23 protein-coding genes are annotated in these 23345 nt (G+C 28.4%); 11 read left to right on the plus strand and 12 right to left on the minus strand.

The window, feature by feature from the left end; all coding sequences use genetic code 11:
* Positions 1-446: 446 nt before the first annotated feature.
* Genes ACVC08_RS00875 through ACVC08_RS00890 form a run of 4 tightly spaced genes read left to right on the plus strand, consistent with a single transcriptional unit; the run spans position 447 to position 4138 of the window.
* Positions 447-1889: a hypothetical protein gene (locus ACVC08_RS00875; protein WP_452600619.1), complete on the plus strand. Its 1443-nt coding sequence runs from the start codon at positions 447-449 to the stop codon at positions 1887-1889.
* Positions 1890-1914: 25 nt separating this feature from the next.
* The gene (locus tag ACVC08_RS00880; RefSeq protein WP_452600620.1) at positions 1915-3288 is read left to right on the plus strand and encodes a hypothetical protein; all 1374 of its coding nucleotides are present in this window, start codon (positions 1915-1917) and stop codon (positions 3286-3288) included.
* On the plus strand, positions 3285-3611 hold the full coding sequence (locus ACVC08_RS00885; protein ID WP_452600621.1) for a DUF4325 domain-containing protein: 327 nt from the start codon (positions 3285-3287) through the stop codon (positions 3609-3611). Before ACVC08_RS00880 ends, ACVC08_RS00885 begins: the two co-directional genes overlap by 4 nt.
* The gene (locus ACVC08_RS00890) at positions 3611-4138 is read left to right on the plus strand and encodes a hypothetical protein (RefSeq protein WP_452600622.1); all 528 of its coding nucleotides are present in this window, start codon (positions 3611-3613) and stop codon (positions 4136-4138) included. Before ACVC08_RS00885 ends, ACVC08_RS00890 begins: the two co-directional genes overlap by 1 nt.
* A 112-nt stretch (positions 4139-4250) precedes the next feature.
* Here ACVC08_RS00890 and ACVC08_RS00895 read toward each other — a convergent pair whose 3' ends face one another.
* The 12 genes from ACVC08_RS00895 to ACVC08_RS00950 all read right to left on the minus strand — a co-directional run bounded on the left by ACVC08_RS00895 (position 4251) and on the right by ACVC08_RS00950 (position 16724).
* Positions 4251-4670 carry a hypothetical protein gene (locus ACVC08_RS00895; protein ID WP_452600623.1) on the minus strand — a complete coding sequence of 140 codons (420 nt, stop codon included), beginning with the start codon at positions 4668-4670 and terminating at the stop codon, positions 4251-4253.
* 1119 nt (positions 4671-5789) lie between these two features.
* Positions 5790-7364, minus strand: a complete 1575-nt coding sequence (locus tag ACVC08_RS00900) for a hypothetical protein (RefSeq protein ID WP_452600624.1) — start codon at positions 7362-7364, stop codon at positions 5790-5792.
* Positions 7348-8862: a hypothetical protein gene (locus tag ACVC08_RS00905; RefSeq protein WP_452600625.1), complete on the minus strand. Its 1515-nt coding sequence runs from the start codon at positions 8860-8862 to the stop codon at positions 7348-7350. Before ACVC08_RS00905 ends, ACVC08_RS00900 begins: the two co-directional genes overlap by 17 nt.
* Positions 8855-9628, minus strand: a complete 774-nt coding sequence (locus ACVC08_RS00910; protein ID WP_452600626.1) for a DUF3050 domain-containing protein — start codon at positions 9626-9628, stop codon at positions 8855-8857. Before ACVC08_RS00910 ends, ACVC08_RS00905 begins: the two co-directional genes overlap by 8 nt.
* A 3-nt stretch (positions 9629-9631) precedes the next feature.
* Positions 9632-10696 carry an ABC transporter substrate-binding protein gene (locus tag ACVC08_RS00915; RefSeq protein WP_452600627.1) on the minus strand — a complete coding sequence of 355 codons (1065 nt, stop codon included), beginning with the start codon at positions 10694-10696 and terminating at the stop codon, positions 9632-9634.
* Between the two features lie 7 nt (positions 10697-10703).
* Positions 10704-11345, minus strand: a complete 642-nt coding sequence (locus tag ACVC08_RS00920) for an ATP-binding cassette domain-containing protein (protein ID WP_452600628.1) — start codon at positions 11343-11345, stop codon at positions 10704-10706.
* A 1-nt stretch (position 11346) separates the two neighbouring features.
* The gene (locus tag ACVC08_RS00925; protein WP_452600629.1) at positions 11347-12060 is read right to left on the minus strand and encodes an ATP-binding cassette domain-containing protein; all 714 of its coding nucleotides are present in this window, start codon (positions 12058-12060) and stop codon (positions 11347-11349) included.
* Positions 12060-12929, minus strand: a complete 870-nt coding sequence (locus ACVC08_RS00930; RefSeq protein WP_452600630.1) for a branched-chain amino acid ABC transporter permease — start codon at positions 12927-12929, stop codon at positions 12060-12062. The genes ACVC08_RS00925 and ACVC08_RS00930 overlap by 1 nt, the downstream gene beginning before the upstream one ends.
* Positions 12926-13816 (minus strand): branched-chain amino acid ABC transporter permease, encoded by an 891-nt coding sequence (locus tag ACVC08_RS00935; RefSeq protein WP_452600631.1) that lies wholly within the window; start codon positions 13814-13816, stop codon positions 12926-12928. The genes ACVC08_RS00930 and ACVC08_RS00935 overlap by 4 nt, the downstream gene beginning before the upstream one ends.
* Before the next feature lie 176 nt (positions 13817-13992).
* The gene (locus tag ACVC08_RS00940) at positions 13993-15708 is read right to left on the minus strand and encodes a tetratricopeptide repeat protein (protein WP_452600632.1); all 1716 of its coding nucleotides are present in this window, start codon (positions 15706-15708) and stop codon (positions 13993-13995) included.
* 68 nt (positions 15709-15776) lie between these two features.
* The gene (locus tag ACVC08_RS00945) at positions 15777-16085 is read right to left on the minus strand and encodes a hypothetical protein (RefSeq protein WP_452600633.1); all 309 of its coding nucleotides are present in this window, start codon (positions 16083-16085) and stop codon (positions 15777-15779) included.
* A gap of 393 nt (positions 16086-16478) precedes the next feature.
* Entirely contained in the window at positions 16479-16724 is a 246-nt protein-coding gene (locus ACVC08_RS00950) for a helix-turn-helix domain-containing protein (protein ID WP_452600634.1), read from the minus strand.
* A gap of 404 nt (positions 16725-17128) precedes the next feature.
* On the opposite strand from ACVC08_RS00950, the gene ACVC08_RS00955 reads away from it, so the two are divergent.
* The 7 genes from ACVC08_RS00955 (at position 17129) to ACVC08_RS00985 (ending at position 23264) form a co-directional block, all read left to right on the plus strand.
* Positions 17129-17656 (plus strand): hypothetical protein, encoded by a 528-nt coding sequence (locus ACVC08_RS00955; RefSeq protein WP_452600635.1) that lies wholly within the window; start codon positions 17129-17131, stop codon positions 17654-17656.
* A gap of 31 nt (positions 17657-17687) precedes the next feature.
* Positions 17688-18131 carry a hypothetical protein gene (locus ACVC08_RS00960; protein WP_452600636.1) on the plus strand — a complete coding sequence of 148 codons (444 nt, stop codon included), beginning with the start codon at positions 17688-17690 and terminating at the stop codon, positions 18129-18131.
* A 266-nt stretch (positions 18132-18397) separates the two neighbouring features.
* Positions 18398-19078, plus strand: coding sequence for a response regulator (locus ACVC08_RS00965; protein WP_452600637.1), 681 nt, complete (start codon positions 18398-18400; stop codon positions 19076-19078).
* A gap of 147 nt (positions 19079-19225) precedes the next feature.
* Positions 19226-19486, plus strand: a complete 261-nt coding sequence (locus tag ACVC08_RS00970; RefSeq protein WP_452600638.1) for a hypothetical protein — start codon at positions 19226-19228, stop codon at positions 19484-19486.
* A gap of 101 nt (positions 19487-19587) precedes the next feature.
* Entirely contained in the window at positions 19588-20316 is a 729-nt protein-coding gene (locus ACVC08_RS00975) for a GLPGLI family protein (protein WP_452600639.1), read from the plus strand.
* A gap of 15 nt (positions 20317-20331) precedes the next feature.
* Positions 20332-23007, plus strand: coding sequence for a carboxypeptidase-like regulatory domain-containing protein (locus ACVC08_RS00980; protein WP_452600640.1), 2676 nt, complete (start codon positions 20332-20334; stop codon positions 23005-23007).
* A complete protein-coding gene (locus ACVC08_RS00985) occupies positions 23004-23264 on the plus strand; it encodes a hypothetical protein (RefSeq protein WP_452600641.1) in 261 nt (86 codons plus the stop codon). The genes ACVC08_RS00980 and ACVC08_RS00985 overlap by 4 nt, the downstream gene beginning before the upstream one ends.
* Positions 23265-23345 lie beyond the last annotated feature (81 nt).

Consider the following 23345-nt stretch of genomic DNA (forward strand, 5'->3'; position numbering starts at 1 on the left):
TGAAACTTGGTATAATAGAAAAAGATTACACACGGCTTTAGGCTTAAAATCTATTGAAGAATTTGAAACAGAAATGAACAATCAAAAATTAGCAGCATAATCTCTCTTCTTTTTGTCCAGTTTTTTGTTGCAAGTCCATATCTTATGGCACAGTATGAAAGCGAACTTTTAAAGAAGATTATAAAAACAGAAAACAATTCACTCTTCCATAGAGGTATGATAGATGGTAGGGAGCAATATTACAAGGAGCAAACTCTTAATCGGACTAATGAATTAAATCGTCTGAAAGATAAAGGGAGTGATTTAGATTTACAGAGATAATTAACATACTTTAACTTCATAATTATAATTTAAAAAATACGTAGATATACGTATTTTTTTTGGTCTATACTTTTCTTAATTTGGTTTTTTATATGACTAATATTAATCAACCAAAATAACTTCCTATGAACCGAATTCTATCTATTCTATTTTTTACTATTACTTATTTTTCCTTTGGACAAATCAATACTTCTAAATTTAAATGTGGAGAAGAATTTAGAATTAACTATAACACAACTTCTGAAAATACTATTAAACTTGAATTTTTATGGAATACAAAAGAAGAATTAGATATTGGGGTAGCTATTTTACCAAACTTAGTTGATGGTAACGGAAATATAAATAAAGGAGAACTTATCAAAATCATTAGTAATGAAAAAGGGTTAAAAATTCCTCTTAGTGAGTTAAATGATAATTTTAAATTCAAAGGTGCTGGTCGAAGTAAAATTGAGTATTCTATCAAAAGAAGTTATGTTAAAAATAACATAACTGACTATAAAAACGATAAATTCATTACTTCTTTGCATGCTACCCTAGATAATCTAACTGGAGGAAAAATCTGTAGTGAAGGTACTTTTAAGCCAGCTTTTATTAATGAGTTAAATTACTTGAAAGAGAATATACTTATAAATAGCACTCAAGAACCTTTTTTTAATAATAAAGAAATAATAGAATTGCCTAGTGGTAAAAGAAAGATACCAAAAACTAAATATATGTATGATGCAGATATTAGAAACCCTATAGCTTTTACTGAATTTTTAGTGCGAAATCCTAGAGTTAATGGTAAAAGTACATTAGTGAAGCCTGATAATCTTGCATCATATCACTATATACGACCGGGTTCATTAATAAACATTATTTTCAATAAGAGTGTATACCAAAAATTGGAAGGTGTAGAATTAACAATAAAAGCTTTTCTTAAAAGAAAAAATGGAACAGTGGTTCCAATTAATGTAAGCGGGTTTTATGAGGTAAAGGAAGAGACAAATAAATCTGCATTTGAAAAAAACACATTAAAAGAGGCTAAAGGAAAAGAGAATTTAGACTATAATTATGAGATTACAATTACAAAAAATAGTCCAATACAGACAGAAGTTAATACAAGTGTAGAAAACCCTCTACCAGAAGATAAACTAATTATTACAGTCTCCAACGTTTCGGATGGAGGAGTATCTCTTACAATGACATTTGAATATGAAGATTACGGTTGGGAAACTAGTGCTAGTGGTGGCTTTTCTTGGGTTAACTCAAGAGGGCAAACAAATAATTTTAGACCAGCTGGAAGTTCGGGAGTTAGTTTTCATTATAAATTAAACAAAGGGGCTAATTTTGGATGGAATTTCATTAATCCAAGTTTTGGTCCAGAATTAATCGTATTACAAAATGAAAACAGCACAAGCACCAATGTTGGTTTAGGCTTATCTGTTTCTACTTTTTTACGTACTGTTAAAGTTGGTTATGGTTGGTACTTAACAGGAGATAATGGAAAACCATATTTTTCCGTTGGTGTTAATTTTGTTGAGGGGTATAAATCATTATCGACAATCTTAGCGAGGTCAAAGGAGTAGAAAATTAAAAAATATATAATTCAATTTGAAGAATAAAAAGAAAGTACAAGATCAGTTAGCAAAAGCTAGACATAGAAAAGATATAAAAAGAAGAAAAACCAAGAAAGAAAACTCTAAAAATCAAAAAAAAGAAATAGTTAATAACAGTAATATAGGGGAAGTTAAATACAAATTATTGTCTGATAGTTTAAAATACATAGCTGATTGCGGGAAAACAAAAATATTAGAGCCATCTTTTTACAGTATGGATTTTTTTGAAAATGAAAAGACATTCACTGTGCCTATGATTTTTTCATTGGTAGCTAATTCAGATCAAAGTTTTACATTTATAAAAGATGTGATTAATTCAATATATCACAATAAAGTAAGGGTCATAGTTCTTGATTATTCAAAGTGCGAAGTTCTTCACATAGGAGCTCAATTATATTTTGATATTCTTCTAAGGGATATATACATTTATGCAAGAAAACTCTCGAAAATAAGCCCAAAGGATGCTCTGATTAATGATATTGATCTAATTATTGGTAGAAATGATGATATTCGAAAAATATTATATTCCATAGGTTCCTTTGCAATTCATAATAATGAAACCATAAATTTTGATGATATCGTTCCATATAAATTATGTGAATTTAAAAAGAATAAAACAGCAAGAAATTTATTTAATATAGAACGAAAGGAAAAAGATGTAACTGATATGGTTCAGTATGTTATAGATAGTCTAGACAGGATGGATAAAGAACTTACCGGCGATAGTATTGAGAACCTTAGTATAATTATTGGAGAAATTCTAATTAATGCAGAAGAGCATTCTACTGATGAGCATAGATTTTCTATTGGATATTTTCAAGGGCATGGAATTGACTTAAACAGATATGGAATTTTTAATTTGGTTATTTTTAATTTCGGAGAAACAATTTATGATAAATTTAAAGACCCAAATTGTGAGAGACAAGATGTAGTTGACCAAATGAAAGATTTATCAAGAAAATACACAGAAAATAAATATTTTAGTTCCAGTATTAAGGAAGAAACTTTGTGGACTCTTTATGCTCTTCAAGAAGAGGTGACTTCGGTATCACCGCATAAAAATGTAAAAAGAGGGAATGGTTCAATAAAATTTATCGAAAGTTTCTTTAATTTAAAGGGTGAAAATGATGGTTTAGATAATGTATCTCGTCTTGCAATATTATCGGGAAATACATCTATTGTTTTTGATGGAACTTATGGGATTAAAGAAAAAAATAAAGGAGATGATCGATTTAAAGTCATGACATTTAATGAATCTGGGAATATAGCAGATAAACCTGACCCAAAATATGTTAAATTTGTCAAAAATCATTTCCCTGGCACAATTATTAGTGCTCAAATATTAATAAGTAAAAATGATATATTATGAAAGAAGCAATTTTTGAGTTAGAAAAATATAGAACAAAAGGAGCAAAGGTATTTACAGGAAGAGACAAAGGTAAGTATGTAAGACTAGAATCTAAGTTTGATGAACTTGAAGAAAATAATGATAAAATTACTTTTAAGATTCCTGCTAATCTCTTTTCAATTAACCCATCTTTTTTCGAGGAATTATTAATTAATGTTGTATCAAAACTCGGAAAAGACAATTTTTATAAAAAATATACTTTTATAAATGATGGAAAGTATAAATATGAAAAACCTCTGAATGATGCTATTGATAGAATACTAAGAGAAAATAATGCTTTGTAATGATATATTCAATTGCGCTTGAATTAACTGGATTTGAAATAGCAGAAAAAATTTCTACTATATTAATAGCTGCCAGTACACTAGCTTTTTCCTTTTATATATATAGATATCAATTAAAAAAGGACGATAAAACTTTAAAATTAGATTGGTATAAATTAATTGTTATAGAATCAAAATTCACAGAGTTCTTTTCATTCTTTAAAAAAACAAATGAGTCACTATTGAAGTTGAAGACTAATCAAAATATGACAGAAGACAATAGAATTGAAATTAATGCTGAAATTTTAAATCATTTTAGTAATCTAAGATTAGAGTTTATTTCACTTCTCATGTCGGTTGATAAGATGTTATATGATTGTGTACTACACAAATTTGATTCATTAGTTGATAAAATTACTATTGAACTCTCAAAAGAAAATGTAGATTTTGAAGAAATAGAAAGAGAAATTTCTTCGCACAAGACCACTATACTTAAGGGTTTTGTGGAGTTTAAGGGTGATAATGATACTTATAAAGGATTCTGCTAAAGATTATAAAAATTTTCAAATAAAAAGTCACTTGTATTCTATACAAGTGACTTTTATGGTGATATTAGTATAGTTAATCAATAACGGTAAATCGAGTTCTTAAAGCGTCATATCATCTAAACCAAACTCTTAAAATTGCTTTCTGAAATCTAGCCTTAAAGCTTCTGCCAACTATATGTTGGTCCCCATTGACGAGCTCAACTAAAGCTAGATTTGATTTATACTTAATTGAACCAATATTAATGGCCAATCCTCCTTGTATTTTTTCAAACGTCAACTCTGAATGCTCTTTCATTTTTTTAATAAATCGATTAATGCTATTGTTTGAATAATATGTTTCTTTATTAATCGTTCTAACTATAATGTTATTATCCGCACGATGATTCGTCGTAACAGAAACAATTTCATTAAAAGGAATCATAGCTTCTTTTGGTGTTACTTTTAATTGATCTATAGAAAGCTTATTTATTTTTTCTAACATAAATGTAGTATACACTATTAATCCTTTTATATTATTTGTAGATTTTTTCATTTTTTTGTTGTGTTATGTACTATTTAAAAAATAGGTGGTTAATAATTTATTTAAATATTGATTCTATAAAATCAATAATACTATTCATTTTCTCGACTGGTCTTTGTTCAAAACATAAAACAATGAACTCTGCCATAGCTACGATTCCAATATTGTAGAACATAGGACTGTTAAATTCTATGTTCATATATATGGTACAGCATAAGAAGAACAAGAAATTGATCCAAGCTACAGCTGGGAAATATTTGTGATAGAAATGATTTATGTTGTGTTTGACCTGCAAGGGAACAAATACCGTTAGCAATCCAATTGAATACAAATGGCTGTATTCTAATTGTTCAACTTCCGTATTGCTTAGAGATAAAGCAATATCAACTAAATAGATGTTATGCGAAAAGGTTATAGACGTTAATATGAAACCAATTAAGGATAGTATTAACTCTATTATTTTCCGATTTTTATTAAATAGATGCTTCATAGCTTCTCATTTTAAAAGTTGTTTTGAGACACTGAAACACAATTGTTAACTTAAATTGTCAACACAAATCGCTTGGCTTTAATTTTTAATAGCTTATAATTGTAACTGAAACAGATAGTTGTATTACTATTTTGTTCTTTATAAGTTGGACGGTGAAATTCAACTTTTACAATTATATATTGTAATTAAGGGATCGTAGCTTTAGCTTTTTGCTTTGTGTTTCGGTCTCTTTTTTATTTTGTGCAATTGGTGTTGGGAGGATTAGCTGATGCAGTATAACTAATCCCTTTATCCCACATTTATGGAGGTAGAAGCTGATGTTGTAGGTAATAGAGTTTTTTAACAAAACTTTGTTGTTTTGTTAAACGTTTGGCATCGAAGTTGTTTATTAATACAATAGGAAATTCTGCTAACACAAAACCTATTATAATTAGTATTAGATAGTAGAATGTAACTTGTATGTAAATAAAAAGATCTCGCATATAATGCAAAGATCATTCTTATTTCTACCTTCTAAGTTACTGTAGATTATGTGGTTATGTGTTTTGTTTGGTGCTTGAGATTGGAAGGTTATAGGCTTATTTAGGTTATAATTAATTAGAGGTTATTCTTAAATGTAAGTGATTGATAATATTCGGTAATTATCGGTTATTTGTTAAGCGTGCTGCTTCTGACAATAAATCATCAAATGACATGATTTTTGGATTATAAAAAATACCTTTTAATTCATTTTTCATTTCTAGCTCATCGAAAACTAAATCGATATCAGTTCTAAATTGTTTTTGAGTATCATTATTATCGATGATTGCAGTATCAAAATACATTGACTTAAAATCCCATAAATCTTCTGACTTTATTGTTAGGCTAAAATATTTTTTGGCTCTTTCAGAATTAATATTTCTTATTTCAAGAATATATGACTCTAACTTCGGAAAAGAATAACTTTTATGAAAATCAATTTCATCAGATAATAGATTAGTGAAAATTATATCTCCGTCTCTTTCGAAACTTAACTTTTTCATAATTAATATTTTTTCATAGTCTTTCTTGGGTTTAACATGAGTAATCTTACTAAAACCATGCTCAATGATAGTTGATAAAATGCCATATTTTGTTGGTTTTTTATTTTTACTTATATTTTCTTCAAAGTGATTTTTTTTAACAATATCATTAAAATCGTTGAAGTATTTTGTCCATAATAAAAATAATCTCCTATATACTAAGATTTTATAAAATTTTTTCCAATTAGTAATATCATATAAATCTTTTTTAGTGCTTGGACAGTACAAATTTTGTAATTCTTCTTTTATCGTTACAAGGTGTTCCGCATCATGATAGTTTTCATGAGAACTAATATTATAAAATTTTAAAAAGAGATTGATGGCTCCAAAATCTAACAAATCAAATATTTTTTCATTCGTATTTAATTCAACGTAGGTTTTTACATAGGTTTCCTTTATACTATGAAAATGTGATGATTTGGGGAAGGTGTAAGCACTAACTTTAGGTTTTAATTCTTCTTTTATTCTTCTGAAAATATTCTTTAAGCTTCTATCCTTTCCAAAGAATAAATCTTTATAACAATAACTTTTACCATTGTAGAGAATCTTACCTTTAAAAAAATCATAATCGTTTCTGTTTATGGCAATTCGTATTTTATCGGTATAAGTTTCTTGTTGATTATTAAATATAACGTTTCTTATATTTAACACTATATTATTTAACTGTAGTGGTAATTCAGAAATTATATCTTCTGTAGTGATGTGATTGAAATTAGGATCATATTTATTTTTAAGAAAATTATTTAAATTGTTTTTATCATGTTGAGTATAAATAATGATATTATTGGGATTTGTTTTGTTTTTAATAATATCAATTAATTCAAGTCCCGCATTTGAAACATCTCCCCATTTTAAATCAATTATATAAATATGAAATTTTTCTTTTTTCAATATTTCTTTAACCTTAGATAGATTATTTTTACTTTCAAAAATATCAGAGGACGTCCTGTAATCTATGTACTTGTTAATTTTCTCTAAAGCCTCTTTATAATCAAAGAAACTCCTTTGGTCAATGAGCGTCGTTTTAAATTCTTTTCTATCTATATTTAAAAAAACTAACAATGCATCAATAACGTTATTAAACTTATTATTAGACTCTTTTAAGTCATTATCATCTGCTTGAAATATTTTTATTTTGCTATGTTCTTGAGCCATTTTTTATAATGATTTTAAAATTGGTAAAACCTTTATCACAGATATCTACTTTTATAGATAAATTTTTAATGAAACTCCATACTTTCTTTATGGTAACTAATCCAAAACCAATTTTTTCTATATGCTTAAAATCGTTGTTGATTGAATCAACTAGGTTTAGTTCCATTTTTTTATCATTAGTAATGACAATGGTGATAGATTTAAGTTCTTCTTTAATTGTAATATTAAAATTATTTAAATCTTCACTAAATTTTATTCCATTGTGTAAAGCATTATAAAGAACCAATTCAATTGATTCTTCAATATCGAATTGATTATTTGTTGTTAGGTTTTTCAAATAATCAAATTTATTTGATTTGGTTAGTGCTAAGATTTTATTTGCTCTTATCTTAGACATATTATTTGAAACATTATTTTCTAAAGCATCTTCTATTATTTCTGCGAAAGGAATACTTTCAAATTGGATTATATTATAATCTAAGAGCTCTCTCTCTTTATTATATAAGTCTAAAAATATCTTACTCCTCCTTTCTGTTCTCTTTAGTAATTTATACAAGACTTCAATATTATCAACTTCTACTTTATCTTTTAAAAACTCACCTGTTTCATTATTGAGTAAATTCAAAGCTTTTCCAAGATTACCATTGATTATATGAGCTAACTCTACTTGATATTTTTCATTAACTTCTCTCTCTATTTGGTTCGATGTATCTTTTAAGGCAATCTCAGAAAATATATAAAATAGAATTAGATTTAACGTAGCTAATTCATCGCTTTTTAATGCCCTTGTTAACGTTAAATTAAATAAGCCATTATAATAATCATGTGATGTATCAGGTTTAATAAAGTAAGAGTAAAAGTTAGAATTGTTATCAGGTATTGATAAATAATAAAGAGAAAGGATAGGATTTAATAAGTGAGTATTATTTATTTTAAATTCAGCTTTTAAACTGTTTAATGATTCTTTATTCTGTATAAAATCAATATAAAAGTTCTTACTTTTTAACTCGTCTTCTATCTGCTTTACGTTCTGATTAAAAATCCTCTTTTTAGCTTCTTTTGGTACCTCAACATTTCCTAAATTATAACTTAAATCGATTCCCTCTCCTGCTTTGGCTGTGAATTCACTATCATTCTCATCGTTTTTATACAGAACTATTCCGTTTATTTTAGATTTTATGACTTCGTTTGAAATACCAATTGTAGAATTATTATCCCTCAAATCTGACGATAATTTTTTCTGAATATATTTAATATACTTTGCTAGACTATGAGATGTCTCTATTTTTGTTCCTAAAAAAAATTGATGATTTATAATGTCACCATTTTTCACAAACAAAAGAGTTGAATATAAATAATCACTTCTCCCATAAAGTTTTTTATGTAAGAAAGCATGAATTTTCTCGTTGAATTTTTCTACATTTTCTCTTGTAGTTAATCCTAATTCAGAGGATATTTTTTTTATTTCTTTTATGTCTGCGGTCTTAAGTTTAATCATCTATAGCATCATTTATTCCGTCCCACAATTTTATTCTAGCGTAAACAGAATCTAAAGCTGATTTTCTTGCGTCAGACCACTTTTCTTTATTATTCCCACAAATTGAAATTAGCGTTTCTCTTGACCAGTCAGAGTGCGTACCACTATCAAGAAAAATATGTCGGTCTAGATAAAATTTAAATAGCTTGAATTTATCAATATCTATATCTTTAAGACTTTCTATGAAACCAGGAAAAATAACAGGGATTAGGTTCTCTCTAGCAAAATATATAGACGAAGCTACTTTTGGACCTGAATCAGATTTAATTATATCGAAGGTAGTATTTAAAAAATCTGAAATATGCTTTGGTAACTGTGTTTTTCTTATCGCAAAATTAATTCCATTACCTGTATTGATGGCATTAATAAACTTTTTGATATCATCAGTGTTTGCTCCAACTTCTTCCATTGACTCTAAATAAAGTTCAAAATGACTAATCGGGTTTCCGTCTGGATCTAGATCAGACTCTTCTTCTAGCATAAGTTCATTGATATAGCGCGTGGCTATCTTGTGCTTCGAATTAACCCAATAAATAGTATTATTACTTAGGCTTTTTTGTAAGTTCTTCAAAAGACTCATTGAATCCCATGAAGCATAAACATGATGTTCCATGAAAACTCTTAAACCCTCAATTGTTTTGATTTTTCTATATATCGGATGCTGATTTAATTTATTTTTCAATATCGATAATTCATCTTCTATTTCAAGTAAGTATTTGTTTTTCATTTTTTATTGTATTTGTTTAAAGTCTAAAGGATAAATGATGTCATAGTTCTGTATAGAGATATCTCCAAATATGCCATTAAAGTCTTTTATTTTGTTCATCTCTATTTTTACTTTTTCATCATCTAATGTTCCTGCGTTTTCTACGGCTTTAAAATAAAGCATGAGTGCATCATAGGATATAGCTGATAAGGTTTTAGGTTTTTTATTGAATCTCTTCTTAAAATTGATGATGAAATCTCTTGAAGCCGTTTTGTTAGATTCTAAATCGAAATCAAAATCTAAATAGTAAACTCCTTTTGCATAATCGCCAGCAGTTTCTATAACATTGGGGAAAGGGGTAGTTATATCTCCAACTATTATTCCCGTATAATTCAGTTCTCTTAGTTGTCTTATGAGAGTGCCAAGACCTTGCCCTAAACCGACAACATAAATTACATCCATATCATTAGGATTATTTTTCAGAATAAGAGATTTATAATCGAGACTACTTTCAATAAATGTTTCCGAGAATCCAATTTTGATATTTTTTTTATTGAGATTTTGTGAAACCCATTTTTGCATACTCTTGCCAAAATCATCATTGGAATGAAAAATACCAACGCTATTTGGAGAGAACTTTTCTTCAATTTTGTTTGCTAATTGCTCACCTGCAATCCAAGGAGCAACCCAATTTCTAAATGTGTAGTTTGAGTTTTTTATTAATTGTTCAGAACCAGATAGACCGTACATTATAGTTCTATTTTTCTCTGCGATTGGTTTTACAGGCAAACTGACAGAACTTAATTGCACATAAAGTAAATCGGGAGGAGTGTTAGAAAGTAATAGTTTTTGAGTAACCGTGACTCCTTCTTTACCAATACTTTTTGAATCTTGGATATCTAGTTTTACTTTTTTTCCGAGAACGCCTCCTGCCTGATTAACTTCTTCTACAGCTAGTTCTAGTCCTTTTTTTGCGTAGTCTCCAACAGAAGCTCCTTTTCCTGTAATTGAGAGTACAGCTCCAATATTTACTGTTTCCGTTTTTTCTTGGTTTTTACACGAATACATGATTATTAAAAGGATAATCATGACAATTCTATTTAATTTTTTCATTTTTAGTATTTTTTAAATTAATAATTATTCCATCAAATTTTTGTATAATTTTTTCATCTTGTTCTACAATGAGTATCGTTTGTTTTTCTTGTGTTTGTATATGCTCAAAAACCTCTAGCATTCTTGATTTTATATTATTATCTACTCCTGCGAAAAGTTCATCTAAGAGGATAATTTTTTTGTTTTTTTGAAGTAACACTAATGACAATCCTAATAGTCTTTGTTCTCCTCCTGAAAGATTTCCAGCATAGTTTTTTTTTAACTTCAGGATTTCTGGAATGAGTTCTTCTAAAATATCTTCGTCTTTATTTTTTACTAACTCAAAGTGTTCTTTAACTGTGAGTCTAGGAAATATGTTGTTATTTTGACTTAAATATGAAATCCCTAAATCTATTCTCTTATAAATCGGATTTTTAGTTATGTCTATGTCGTTAAATATAATTTTACCACTTGTGATAGGTAGAAGACCAATAATCGATTTTAGAAAAGTACTTTTTCCTGCTCCATTTTTTCCAATAACACAGTATGATTCTCCATTTTCTATTGAATGATTTATATTATTGAGAACAATATTATTCTTATAGGTAACGGTTAGATTTTGTATGTCTAATAAACTCTTTGTCATGCTATTCTAGTTCTTTCAATTCTTTGTTTTTAATTTCTAGTATCACATCTGCTATTTCATTTATTCGTTTAAAATTATGTTCAATTATTAGTATAATATTTCCTTGATTTGCCATGTCTTTTATTTTATCTGAAATAATGTTTAGCATTTTTGAGTGTACTCCAGAGAATGGTTCATCTAAGAGTATAATTGTTTTGCCATTCTCTACTCTTTCATCCATTAGTAATCTTCCAAAGGCAGCAATTCGCTGTTGTCCATAAGACAAATTTCCCGCAGATAGATCTGCCTTTTGTGTTAAACCTAAAAGCTTAAGTATTGCTAGAGCCCTTGTGGTAATATTTTCTTCTTGCTCTTTTGTCATGCTTTTTTGAAAGAGATAATTAAGTAGATTATTTCCCTTATGATCTGGAACAACACGCAGGTTATCAATGGTACTTAAATGTTTAAAGATCTCGCCATTTTGCCATAATCTTAAAACCCCTCTTTTGTTTCTTTGAGAAACACTCTCTGTAGGGAATAAATGAATTCCATCTAATAATATTTCACCAGCAGTAGGTTCGATAAAACCATTAATTATATTAAATAAGGTAGTTTTTCCAGATCCATTACTTCCTTGAATAGCATATATTTTGCCTTCATTAAATGTATATGAGCAGTTTTCTAAAATGCTTTTGTAAAAAAATGAATGAGCTATATTTCTAAGTTCTAATCTCATTATTCGATACTGTATTTTCCAAATAAACCATTTGGTCTTTTATATAGGATGAATATTATGGTTATTGAAAACAATATTATTCTAAGATTAAAAGAGATATCATCATTAAACCCAATTGATTTAAAAACCTCTTCCAGAGTGAAAAACAATATGACTCCAATAATGGCTCCTTTTGTACTTAGTAAACCTCCTATTAATAGAATAAAAAGGATATCAATTGATTCGTTTATACTAAAACTTGTTGCATCGATATAGCCTATATATGAAGCAAAAAGGATTCCAGATAAGGATGCTAAAGCGCAGCTTATAGCTATGTTAGTAGTTTTAAATGCATAAATATTCTTGCCAAGAGTTGCTGCTGCAATTTCATTATCCCTTATAGCTTTGAGAGTTCTACTAAAAGCTGAATGATGTATAAATAAAGATAAGCCTATAGAGAGAATAAGTAAAATACTACCAAATAAAGTAAATTCTATTTGACTCTTAACTCGAAAACCTAAAATAATAGGGCCAGTGATATTAGCTATCCCATTAACTCCCCCAGTAACAGATTCCCAATTCCATAAAACAGAATACATTATCATCTGAAAAGAAAGACTTACAAGAACAAATATCTCGTCCTTAAATTTTCTTGAAGCAATTGAAATAAATAGACTAAAAACTATATTAATCACTAATGAAATAATTAATATGGGAATAAACGAAAGATTAAATTTAGTATTCAAGATTGCATAAGTATAGGCTCCCAACCCGTAAAATGTTGCAATAGCCAGATTAACGATTCTTGATAAGCCTAATTGCATGTTAAGACTTAGAGCAAGAATGCAATAAATTTCAATAAATATTAATATGTGTAGGTAGTAGTTCATTCTTCAAGTCTTAGATTTATATTGAAAAATCCCTCTTTTTTAAATGTTAAAACAACTAACAACATTACGTAAGCTGTAGTTTCTTGCCATTCTCCAGAGAAAAACCATGATCCTACGCTATTAATAATTCCAATAAAGAGCCCGCCAAAGGCTGCTCCTTTGAAAGAGTTAATACCTCCAATTAAAGCTGCTATGATGCCCATAAGAATTGAATGGAAACCAAAATTATATGGTTCTATACCATGCTCTATACTTTTTAAGATGGATACAATAGCAACTAAAGAGCTGCTAATTACAAGGGCTTTAATTCTGATTTTATTTATGTTATATCCTAATGTAGAGAGTAATTCCTTATTTTCGGAAAGAGCAGTAATTTGCTTACCTATTTGTTTCTTATTTAAAATGAGTAGAATTAATAACACTGTAGGCAGTGAAATAACAAATTGTAATAATTGAACAGGAGTTATGATGATAATTCCAGTTTGAATACCAACAAAAGATGATTCATCAATATTTATAATTTGGGTTTCAGATCCATAAATTATTGCAGTTATATTTATAATAATAATATAGATAGCTATGCTTATAATCATGAGGGCTAGAGATGAAGTCTTCTTAGCAAAAAATCTTTTGTAAACTAAATTATAGATCAAGAGAGAAACTATCCAGCTAAAAACACAGGTGAGTATTACTATCAATATAGACGATAGCTGTGTATTTGGATATAACAGTGCAGATAATTTGATAAAGAAATATGAAGTAGATACATACAATCCAGCCTGGCTCAAGTCAAATATTTTATAAATCTTAAAATTGATTTGAAAAGCTATAGCTAGAAGACTAATTAGAAGTCCATTAATTATTCCATATATAATAACTGTAATCATAAAACAAAGGAAAATAAATAATTGTATGGTGTGGTTATTTGTGGTTATTCAGCCGAATTGAATATGTCATAAAGAGACATTAAACATTAACCCAAAACTATGGATAATGTTTAATTATAAGAAGTGTAACAGTCATAAATTCAGTAGTTTCACCCCTAGAGGTGGTCAAGCGAATATTATCGATTTGTTACTTGTTTGTTTTTGAGAGAATTGAATTTTTCAAGTTCATCTTGGTAAAGCTCTGCGGTGGCTCTTTGTTTGCTAACAATATCCCAACCAAGATTTAATTTAGGATAAAATTTAGTTCGTTTGAATGTTTTTAATGTGCTTTCAGGAATATTTAATTCTACTGCTTGCTCCATTTGTGTCTTGCCTTCAAAAATGAGCTTTAAGAGTTTTAAACCTCTTTCAGATAAATCATATTTTTTCACTAAATAGTCTTCAAAATCTTTAGATGATGTAAGAAGTTTTTGTGTTCTTGTTTCTTCTTTTACTTTCTTCTCTAGTTCGGATTTTGTTTGGATATATCTTGACCGTAATTCTTGTTCTTTAATTTCTTTTTCTAGAAGTTTTTGCTCTCTTAATTTTAATTTATGCGATAATAGTTTTTTCTGTCTTCTTTTTATTAAAAGAAATAATACAAAGACTATTACTGATATTCCAAACACAATCATAAGAATTGAAATCACATTTAATTGTGTTTTTATTTTTTCATTATTTTTCTTTATCAGAGATTCTTTTTTCTCTACTTCAAGTTCTATTGCATTATAAGCGTCTCGGCTTCTTTTGTCTGCAATCTCGAGGCTGTCGCGAATTGCCTCTCTCGTTTCTATTATACGTTCAGAAGCTTTACCAGTTAATAGTATGCTCAATAGTTTTGATGCTCGGAGGTATGCATTAAAATCTTTATGCTCCCTCGATAATCTTTCTGCTTCTGTAGCTTTACTTATCGCACGGTCAACATCATTATTTTGTTTGTAATATTCTGCAAGATGGATAAGAGCGTTAATTTGAACTTTAATATAGTTGGCTTTTTTACCTAATTCTATAGCTTGATAAAAAGACTTCTCAATGTTTTCAATTTCACCGTTTTTAAATCGTGCATAGGTCAAATTATCAAGAAGTATAGCTTCAGTTTTGGGTATTTTTCTTAGGTGATTTTTAAAAGGTTTTGCCATATTAAAAACCTCTATAGCTTTAGAATATTTTTTATGAGTAATGTGTACATCTCCTATACTCGATAAAGATTTAACTATAAGAGTAGTGTCTTTTAATATTTGCTTCCTTAACGCTAGTCCCTTGTAGTGATATTCTAGTGAATTATCATATTCATTGAGTTCGCTGTAATTTGTTGCAAGTGTATTATAAATGGAACTTAAATCTCTTGCATCAGCTTTATCTTTAAGATAATTGATTGCTAAATGACACATATATTTACTCCCAGTGTAATCTCGTACGTTCTTTCTATAAACAGCCAGGTTAACTAATGCATAGCCAGCTTGTAATGAATCATGAATACTATTATATTCTTCAAAGCTTTTTTGCGAATAGTAATAGGTGCTGTCCGTTTTATTTTGAAGACTAAAATAAACAGCCATGTATTTAAAGGTTCTTGCTCTTCCTAAGGTATCATTAAGTTTATATGTTAATGGAATGTGTAGCTTTCTATATTGATTAAAAAGTTTCCAATTATTTTGTCTGTAATAGAGTTGTACATATCTCCCTGTAGTTTTATTCAGGAGTGAATCGCTATTACTAGAAATAGCAATCGAGTAGAGAGAGTCATTGATGTTTAAGTATTCCTCTGTAGTTTTTTTAGTTTGACTTAGAACGTTTAGAGACAAAAAGAATAATAAGATGCAAGTTATGTTTTTGGTTAAAAGCGAATTCATAACCCTAAATATAGGATTTAAATAATAAAAAAACCTCTACTTATGTAGAGGTTTTTATCATTTTAAAATTAGTCACTTTCTCCTTTCTCTGGATCAACGGTATCGTCATCTTCACCACCAGTATCATCTTTATTAAAGTCAGATTGACTTTTTAAATCTTCATAATCTAAATCAATTATGGAATTTTCATTTTGGTGTTCTGAATTGCTATAGATTGAGTCTATTATTTTTGTTCCATTTTCCAAATAATCATTTTCCAAATTTATTTGATATGTATCAATTTGATATTCTAAGCTATCATCTGTTGAACAAGATGTTATAAATAGGCTATTGAAAATTAACGCTACAATTACTAATTTAATTACTTCTCTTTTCATGGGAATTAATTATTAATCCCATATCTAAAACTCAGCTTCAGTTTTAGATAAGGGAGGGTTAATAAATAATGTCCCACGCAGAACAATCTGCTCAAAAATAGTGAGGGTTATTAGCTTCTAAAAAGCGCAGTGAAAACCAGACTTTTTTCACAGAAAAGGTCTACGAATAAGGGGAAATCTATTTTTAAGAATGGAAAAAAACTATTTATAACTCAACTAATAAGAAAACTCTAGCATGTGTCGAGAATAGTTATAGGTATTTATTGGGGGTACAGGCTTAGAGTGTTTAACAACTTTAGTCATGCATGCATTTGCATAATTCTCTAAGAAAACATAAAGGCATTCCATTACGGAAAACCATAATACATTGTAGGGAAAATTTAATGATTAATATTAATCTTTAAGATTCTGTAATTCGTCAATTTTTAATAATTCAGATAAAGACATATCAAAAGCATTAGCAAGTTGAACCATAATTCTCATGGTTACGTTTGCTCCTTTTTCAATTCTTTGTATTGTTGATTTTTCAACATCAGCTTTACCTCCTAATGCGGATTGGGATAACTTATACTCTTTACGTAGAAATTTTATCCTCTGACCGAATTGTTTAAAAACCTCCTTTTCATCTGAATACTTCATATAGTAAAACAATCTATAAATAGAGTTTAAAGGTATTAGTTAGAATAAAACAAAAAGGCATTATAAATAAAGCCTTATATATAGGTCTATTTTAAATTATTTTTTATATTTACCCTCCAATTGGCTCGGTACAAACACTCTCCAGAGCCAGAGAGTAACAAAATTCAATAATTATGAAAAAACAACATTACCTATTTACCTTAACCTTTTCACTTCTTTTCTTTTTTGGATGCGGAAGTGTGAAACAAGTCGCTCCAGCGAAGTATAATCCTAAGTTCGGATATACCCCTGAAGAGCGGGTACAAATTTCAGAGAAGAGTCTTTCTATCGCTATCATTGACCCTGTATACTCTGATGGCGAGGATAACAATCTTGTTGAACCCTACTCAAGCTTTGTTGGGAATATGGCAGATGACTTGGAAGAAACCTTGAATGCCAATGGTTTTAAAATAAAAGGACCATATAAGACGAGGGATGAAATGGTATATGGAGATAAATTAAATTCTGACTTTGCCCTTGAAATAGAAGTGGAAATACTCACCGAACAAGGCACATTTAAACGAGTAGACCCAAGTTTTGGAACACAATTAGCGTGTAAGACCTGTTATAAGCTTGCGGGTACTTTTTATCACAAAGGGCGTATCATCATTACCGCAACCGACCCTATTGATGGCGAGAAGTTTTGGAAGAAGACAGTCGATTTAGAACGTAAACCTGTTGCTGTAAGTAGTTTTGGGCATTTTGATGGTTCAAGAGGTAGGTTAACAGACGCAGTAATATTGCAAGACGTTGGAATTTATAACCCTATAGCTAAGGTATTGGAATCATATTATGCCGAAACCATGGAAAGTCTATCACGCCAGATTGATCCACGAGAAATGGAGCAAATCTCAAAGCAAATTAAGGCTAAACGTAAACGTGTAGGGCAATAATATATGTCATAATAGTTAAAGAATAGAAGTTATGAAAAAGATTCTACTAATACTTTGTATTGTAATTACAGGATGTAACACCAATACAGAAAAAGACTTAGAACAATCACAAATGGAAGCTTGGATAAGAGCAAATACTATAGAGTTAAGCGACAGTTATAGCACTACGTTTGATAACGGTTATGGAGCCAAACATCGAGCGAGCATGAACAATATTAAACTTACCGAAATCGGACAGATTGAAATAGTCGATGACTATACACTATCTATCTATGCAACACTAGCATATAAAGAGATGTATAATAATGGTAATTATAATAAGAATAATACTAAAACTAATACTTGTGTTTTTGTTTTTAAAAAAAGTACCGATGGAAAGTGGTATCTCTCTGCAATACGTGGTGATAACAATCGACCATTCTATACGTGGATGAAGGAAATTAAAGACAGAAATAAAAAGAAACCTATAGAATAGATTGCTTTCCCTCAACGTAAAGATAGGCTTACTCAATATAAGTTTTTTATTTCTGAACTTAATATCACTTTTACTTAGAATATTGATGTTAAATAATTATAAGTAGATTGATATTTGTATATATCGATCTACTTATCTTGTTTTTAGTGTATTTGGTAATTACATTTACTAAAGAAATAATTACTATTTGAAAGAAAAATAATGTTAAAAATATACTAATTAAAATATTCACACGTTTTATTAATCTCAAGCAATAACCATAATTTATGAACCCTCCCCTTAATGTACTCATCGTTGAAGATCATAAAATAATAATTAAAACATATTTGGAAGTCCTAAAAAAGATTAGCAAAGACAATAATCACGTCTTATTTTCTAGTATGGAAATAGCCAATTGTGATGTAGCAATAGAATACATAAAAAGAACATCTTCTCGTGATAGTCCTAACTTAATATTTCTTGACATAAGCTTACCTTCAACTAGTAGAAGTAGTGTTGTTTCTGGAGAAGGAATTGGGGTATTAATCCGAGAAAAGTTTCCTAATGCTAAAATTATAATTTGTACAAGTCTTTCGGATAATTTGAGGCTTAATAATATTATAAAAAGTATAAACCCTGAAGGATTCCTGATTAAAAGCGATATAGATTTTAATGACATTGTTAATACTGTTCAAAAAGTAATAATTAATAATGAACCTGATTATAGTAAAACTGTGCTTAATTTATTAAGAAATAAAGCTTCAAATCCTATTGTTTTAGACGAAATAGATATTCGTATTCTTGTAGAAATTTCTAATGGTTCTAATATGAAAGAACTTTCGGAGATAATTCCTTTATCGAGAGCTGGGATTGAAAAGAGAAAACGACTCCTTAAAAGTTCTTTCAAGATTAAAAACAATAGTGATCGAGATTTAGTTATAAAAGCTAGAAAAAAAGGGTTTATTTAAAAACAGTTTTTGAGTAAAAAAACTTACTAATTGTATGTTTTTTTGATTGTTTTATATGCAATATTTTTCTTGAAAAAGATGTTATTGCATAACAAAGAGGAAACCGAAAATCTTAGAAGAGTAGGTCTAATTTAAACTTAATTTATTATGAAAAAAGTATTTTCAATTTGCGCGGCATTATTATTGATGTCTAGTATTAGTTTCGCTAATCAAACCACAGTAAAAAAAAGAGATATATGTATCGATTTTGCTTACTCTGAAGCATTAGATGAAATGAATACAAGTGGTGAATTATACGATCCTGAAGAATGGAATTCTGCATTCAATTTTTATTACGAGGGGTGTTTAGATGCTGAAGCTTCTGGAGATGAGTTAGTGATATTACCATGTGCTGGTAACGGTTGCTAAACTAAAATAGAGAACAAGAATATTATTATACATATTCTTGTTCTCTAAATAAATATGTATATAGAATAAAATCATAGGAATAATTGATTAATTTTGAATTTATGAATAAAAATAAGCGCATGAGAGACTTTTTTAATATTATTGTTTGGGTAATATTTCCGTTAATAGTTTTTTCTCAAAATAACAAGAGTATTCAAGTAACTTATGTTAAGGCTTACAAGAACTATAGGGATACTACAAGTACAGCACCAGAAATATACAAAGGAATAGAATATAAATTAATTGGAAACAAAAATGAGGCTATATTTGAATACATCCCAAGCATGGAAAATGATGCGAATAGAAAGCATAAATTTTTAATCTCTCGTGGGGGAGGTAGTGGAGTATATTACACAAGTATAAAAGATAAAGAGAAATTGCATCAAGTTGTTTCTCCTTTTAATAATGAGAAGTATCTTATTAAATCATCAACCAATGAATATAAATGGAAAATAACCAATGAAAAGAAAACAATAAGTGGCTATACTTGCTATAAAGCAACAGCAAGTTATGAGGTTGAAATTCCAATTAGTAGAAAAAAGACTAAAAAAAGTATAAAAACAATAACAGTTTGGTTTACTCCAGAAATTAACTTCTCATATGGACCAGCAGGATTTGACGGTTTACCTGGTCTTGTTTTAGAGAAAACAGCTGGAAGTTATTACTTTATAGCATCAAAAATAGTTTTTAAGGAGAATCAAGTTTCTGTAGAAAAGCCAGTAAAAGGTACTATTCTTAGTAAAGAACAATTTAGATTAGAATCACTAAAACAAGTAAGAAAACTAGATTAACATTTTAGATAATTAATGATGACAAGAATATTTCTCATTTTAATTAGTTGTTGTTATTGTTTTTTATTAGATGCTCAAACGATTACACTAAAAGGAAAAGTAATAGATTCATCAGGAGTAGCCTTAACCTATGCTAATGTCATAGCGGAGCCAAAAGAAGATATTTCTCTAGCGTTTGCTATTTCTGATGAGCAAGGAAATTATAAGTTAACACTCCAAAAAGATCATGAATATCAAATAAAAATTACTTATCTAGGTTATGTTCCAGATTCATTAAATATCACAGCAACAAAAGATATAATAAAAAACTTCATCTTAAAAGAGAGTTTAGAAACTTTAGGAGAGGTCGAACTAGAATATACTCCACCTGTGACAGTAAAAAAAGATACTATTACATATAGAACAGATGCTTTTACTACAGGAGAAGAAAGGAAACTAAGAGATATTTTAAAAAAATTACCCGCAGTTGAAGTGGATAGAGCTGGTAACGTAAGAGTACAAGGAAAAAAAATAACCAAAGTACTTGTAGAAAATAAAGAGTTTTTTACTGGCGATAGTAAATTAGCGGTCAATAATATTCCAGCTGATGCAGTAGATAAAATTGAGGTATTAGATGACTATCATGAGGTAGGCTTTTTAAAAGGGTTATCGGATAGTGATGAAATGGCAATGAATATATTACTTAAAGAGGATAAAAAAAGATTTGTTTTCGGTGATATTGAAGCTGGATTAGGTGTTGAAAATCGTCATGTAATTCACCCCTCATTATATTATTACAGCCCAAAAAGGAGTGTTAATGTAATAGGAGATATTAATAATACAGGGAAAAAATCATTTACTGTAAAAGACTATATTGATTTTGAAGGAGGTAGGAGTAAACTTGTTAATGATGCTAAAAGTTACTTTTCGTTATTAAATGACGATTTTGCAAAGTTCTTATCTAATAGCGATTTTGTTGCAAATAAAAATAATTTTGGAGCTTTGAGTTTTTCTCAAGAAATAAATGCCTCAACAGATTTTATCAGTTATGGTATTTTTTCTAAAACAAAAAGCACAGAGCAACAAGAAATAATTAATAATTATTCTCTTAATGAAAATGAGAATCTTTTAGAAAATAGAAATACTACAGGAGAACAAGAGAGTGAGTTTGGAATTGGTAAGTTAAAATTTAAAATAGAACCTAATATTAATACTTTTACAAGCTTAGAAACATATATCAAGGCATCACGTAATACTTCAAAAGGAAATATTAATACTTTTTCTTCTGAAAATAATAATACTATCCAAACTAATATTAATGCTGATAATGTTTCAATAAAACAAAAAGTACAGTGGCATAAACAATTTAATAAGACACACACTACGAGTGCTATTTTTAATTATCAATATCAAAAAGCAACACCAAATACTAATTGGATTACTAATACAAGTATTCTTCAAGGTTTAATCCCCATAATAGATCAGAATATCTTTAATATTAACAAAGTAAACTTTTCTCAATCTAATACTATAGATGTAGCGATAAAACACTATTGGGTTATAAATAATTTTAATCATCTTTACTTTACTTTAGGTCTTGATAATGTCTATGATCGTTTAAAAACAAATGAATTTCAAGTTTTGGAAGATGAAAGTATAAATAGCTTTTCTTCATCAAATTTTAATAACGATACAAGATTAGATTTTAGTGATAAATATATAGGAGTACATTATAAATTAAAAAGAGGTAAAGTAACATTTAAGCCTGGTGTTTTTTTTCATGATTATAGATGGAATTTACAACAATTTGAGAGTGAACTAAACAAAAGCAAATCCTTATTATTACCAGAACTTGTAACTGATATTGAATTTAGTAATAAGAAAAAACTAAAATTAAAATATAATTTACTTAGCAGATTTCCTAGAATTTTTCAATTTGCTAATCGTTTTACGCTTGCTAACTTTAATAGTATTTACAGAGGAAATGAAAATTTAGAAAATCAACTTTATCATAGAATTAATTTACGCTATTACCGTTTCAATCTCTTCAAAGACATATTTTACAGTTTATCAGCAAATTATCGAATTAAAGAAGAAAATATTAAAAATATAACGACATTAAATGGTATTGATTTTGTGTCTTCTCCAGTATTGGGGAACTTTGAAGACAAAGTGTTTAGTTTTAACGGGAGTTTTAGAAAAGGAATTGGTAATTATAAACTCTCTTTAAACGCTAATATTTCATTTTCTGACTATGATAACCCAATAAACAATCAACTTATCGCAAATTCCTCTAAAACATATTCCTTTGGAGGTGGAGTAAAAACTAAATTTAAAGAGTTTCCTAATATTGATTTAAATTATAATAAGTCTATATCGAATTACAGTTCTGGTGTAACATCTCGTTTTGAAACAGATTTATTTTCAGCTTTTTTAGAGTATGATTTTTTTGATGATTTTATTTTTAACATAGATTATCGTTATGAATTATATAATAATAAAACAGTTGGTGTTTCTAATAAATTTAATACTGCAAATACATCATTATTCTATCAAATGACAGATAGTCCTTGGGGATTTGAGTTATCGGCTAATAACATATTTGATGTAAGATTTAAACAGCGTAACTCATTTTCTAGTTTTTTGATTTCTGATCAAAAAACTTTTATATTACCAAGAATACTTCTATTTAAAATATCTTACAAAATATGAAGCAAGTAATATTAAGCTTATTAGTTTTACTTATGAACTGTAATCAATCTAATAATTTGAAAAATTGTAAAATAGTACATGAAAATTGCGAAAAAGAAGCAGAAAAATTATTTAACGATTACGGAAAGCTGAAAGAAGAATATGAAGATGCAAAAACATATATTCAATTACTTGAGCAAGAAAATGAATACTTGAAAAACTGGACTTGCAACAAAAAACTGGACAAAAAGAAGAGAGATTATGCTGCTAATTTTTGATTGTTCATTTCTGTTTCAAATTCTTCAATAGATTTTAAGCCTAAAGCCGTGTGTAATCTTTTTCTATTATACCAAGTTTCA

It is taken from the genome of Pontimicrobium sp. MEBiC06410, from assembly GCF_053601615.1.

Excerpts from the sequence above, each read along its gene's own strand:
- ACVC08_RS00875 (WP_452600619.1), top strand. The coding sequence starts at position 447 with ATGAACCGAATTCTATCTATTCTATTTTTTACTATTACTTATTTTTCC.
- ACVC08_RS00885 (WP_452600621.1), top strand. The coding sequence starts at position 3,285 with ATGAAAGAAGCAATTTTTGAGTTAGAAAAATATAGAACAAAAGGAGCA.
- ACVC08_RS00890 (WP_452600622.1), top strand. The coding sequence starts at position 3,611 with ATGATATATTCAATTGCGCTTGAATTAACTGGATTTGAAATAGCAGAA.
- ACVC08_RS00895 (WP_452600623.1), bottom strand. The coding sequence starts at position 4,670 with ATGAAAAAATCTACAAATAATATAAAAGGATTAATAGTGTATACTACA.
- ACVC08_RS00900 (WP_452600624.1), bottom strand. The coding sequence starts at position 7,364 with ATGGCTCAAGAACATAGCAAAATAAAAATATTTCAAGCAGATGATAAT.
- ACVC08_RS00905 (WP_452600625.1), bottom strand. The coding sequence starts at position 8,862 with ATGATTAAACTTAAGACCGCAGACATAAAAGAAATAAAAAAAATATCC.
- ACVC08_RS00910 (WP_452600626.1), bottom strand. The coding sequence starts at position 9,628 with ATGAAAAACAAATACTTACTTGAAATAGAAGATGAATTATCGATATTG.
- ACVC08_RS00915 (WP_452600627.1), bottom strand. The coding sequence starts at position 10,696 with ATGATTATCCTTTTAATAATCATGTATTCGTGTAAAAACCAAGAAAAA.
- ACVC08_RS00920 (WP_452600628.1), bottom strand. The coding sequence starts at position 11,345 with ATGACAAAGAGTTTATTAGACATACAAAATCTAACCGTTACCTATAAG.
- ACVC08_RS00925 (WP_452600629.1), bottom strand. The coding sequence starts at position 12,060 with ATGAGATTAGAACTTAGAAATATAGCTCATTCATTTTTTTACAAAAGC.
- ACVC08_RS00930 (WP_452600630.1), bottom strand. The coding sequence starts at position 12,929 with ATGAACTACTACCTACACATATTAATATTTATTGAAATTTATTGCATT.
- ACVC08_RS00935 (WP_452600631.1), bottom strand. The coding sequence starts at position 13,816 with ATGATTACAGTTATTATATATGGAATAATTAATGGACTTCTAATTAGT.
- ACVC08_RS00940 (WP_452600632.1), bottom strand. The coding sequence starts at position 15,708 with ATGAATTCGCTTTTAACCAAAAACATAACTTGCATCTTATTATTCTTT.
- ACVC08_RS00945 (WP_452600633.1), bottom strand. The coding sequence starts at position 16,085 with ATGAAAAGAGAAGTAATTAAATTAGTAATTGTAGCGTTAATTTTCAAT.
- ACVC08_RS00950 (WP_452600634.1), bottom strand. The coding sequence starts at position 16,724 with ATGAAGTATTCAGATGAAAAGGAGGTTTTTAAACAATTCGGTCAGAGG.
- ACVC08_RS00955 (WP_452600635.1), top strand. The coding sequence starts at position 17,129 with ATGGCAGATGACTTGGAAGAAACCTTGAATGCCAATGGTTTTAAAATA.
- ACVC08_RS00960 (WP_452600636.1), top strand. The coding sequence starts at position 17,688 with ATGAAAAAGATTCTACTAATACTTTGTATTGTAATTACAGGATGTAAC.
- ACVC08_RS00965 (WP_452600637.1), top strand. The coding sequence starts at position 18,398 with ATGAACCCTCCCCTTAATGTACTCATCGTTGAAGATCATAAAATAATA.
- ACVC08_RS00970 (WP_452600638.1), top strand. The coding sequence starts at position 19,226 with ATGAAAAAAGTATTTTCAATTTGCGCGGCATTATTATTGATGTCTAGT.
- ACVC08_RS00975 (WP_452600639.1), top strand. The coding sequence starts at position 19,588 with ATGAATAAAAATAAGCGCATGAGAGACTTTTTTAATATTATTGTTTGG.
- ACVC08_RS00980 (WP_452600640.1), top strand. The coding sequence starts at position 20,332 with ATGATGACAAGAATATTTCTCATTTTAATTAGTTGTTGTTATTGTTTT.
- ACVC08_RS00985 (WP_452600641.1), top strand. The coding sequence starts at position 23,004 with ATGAAGCAAGTAATATTAAGCTTATTAGTTTTACTTATGAACTGTAAT.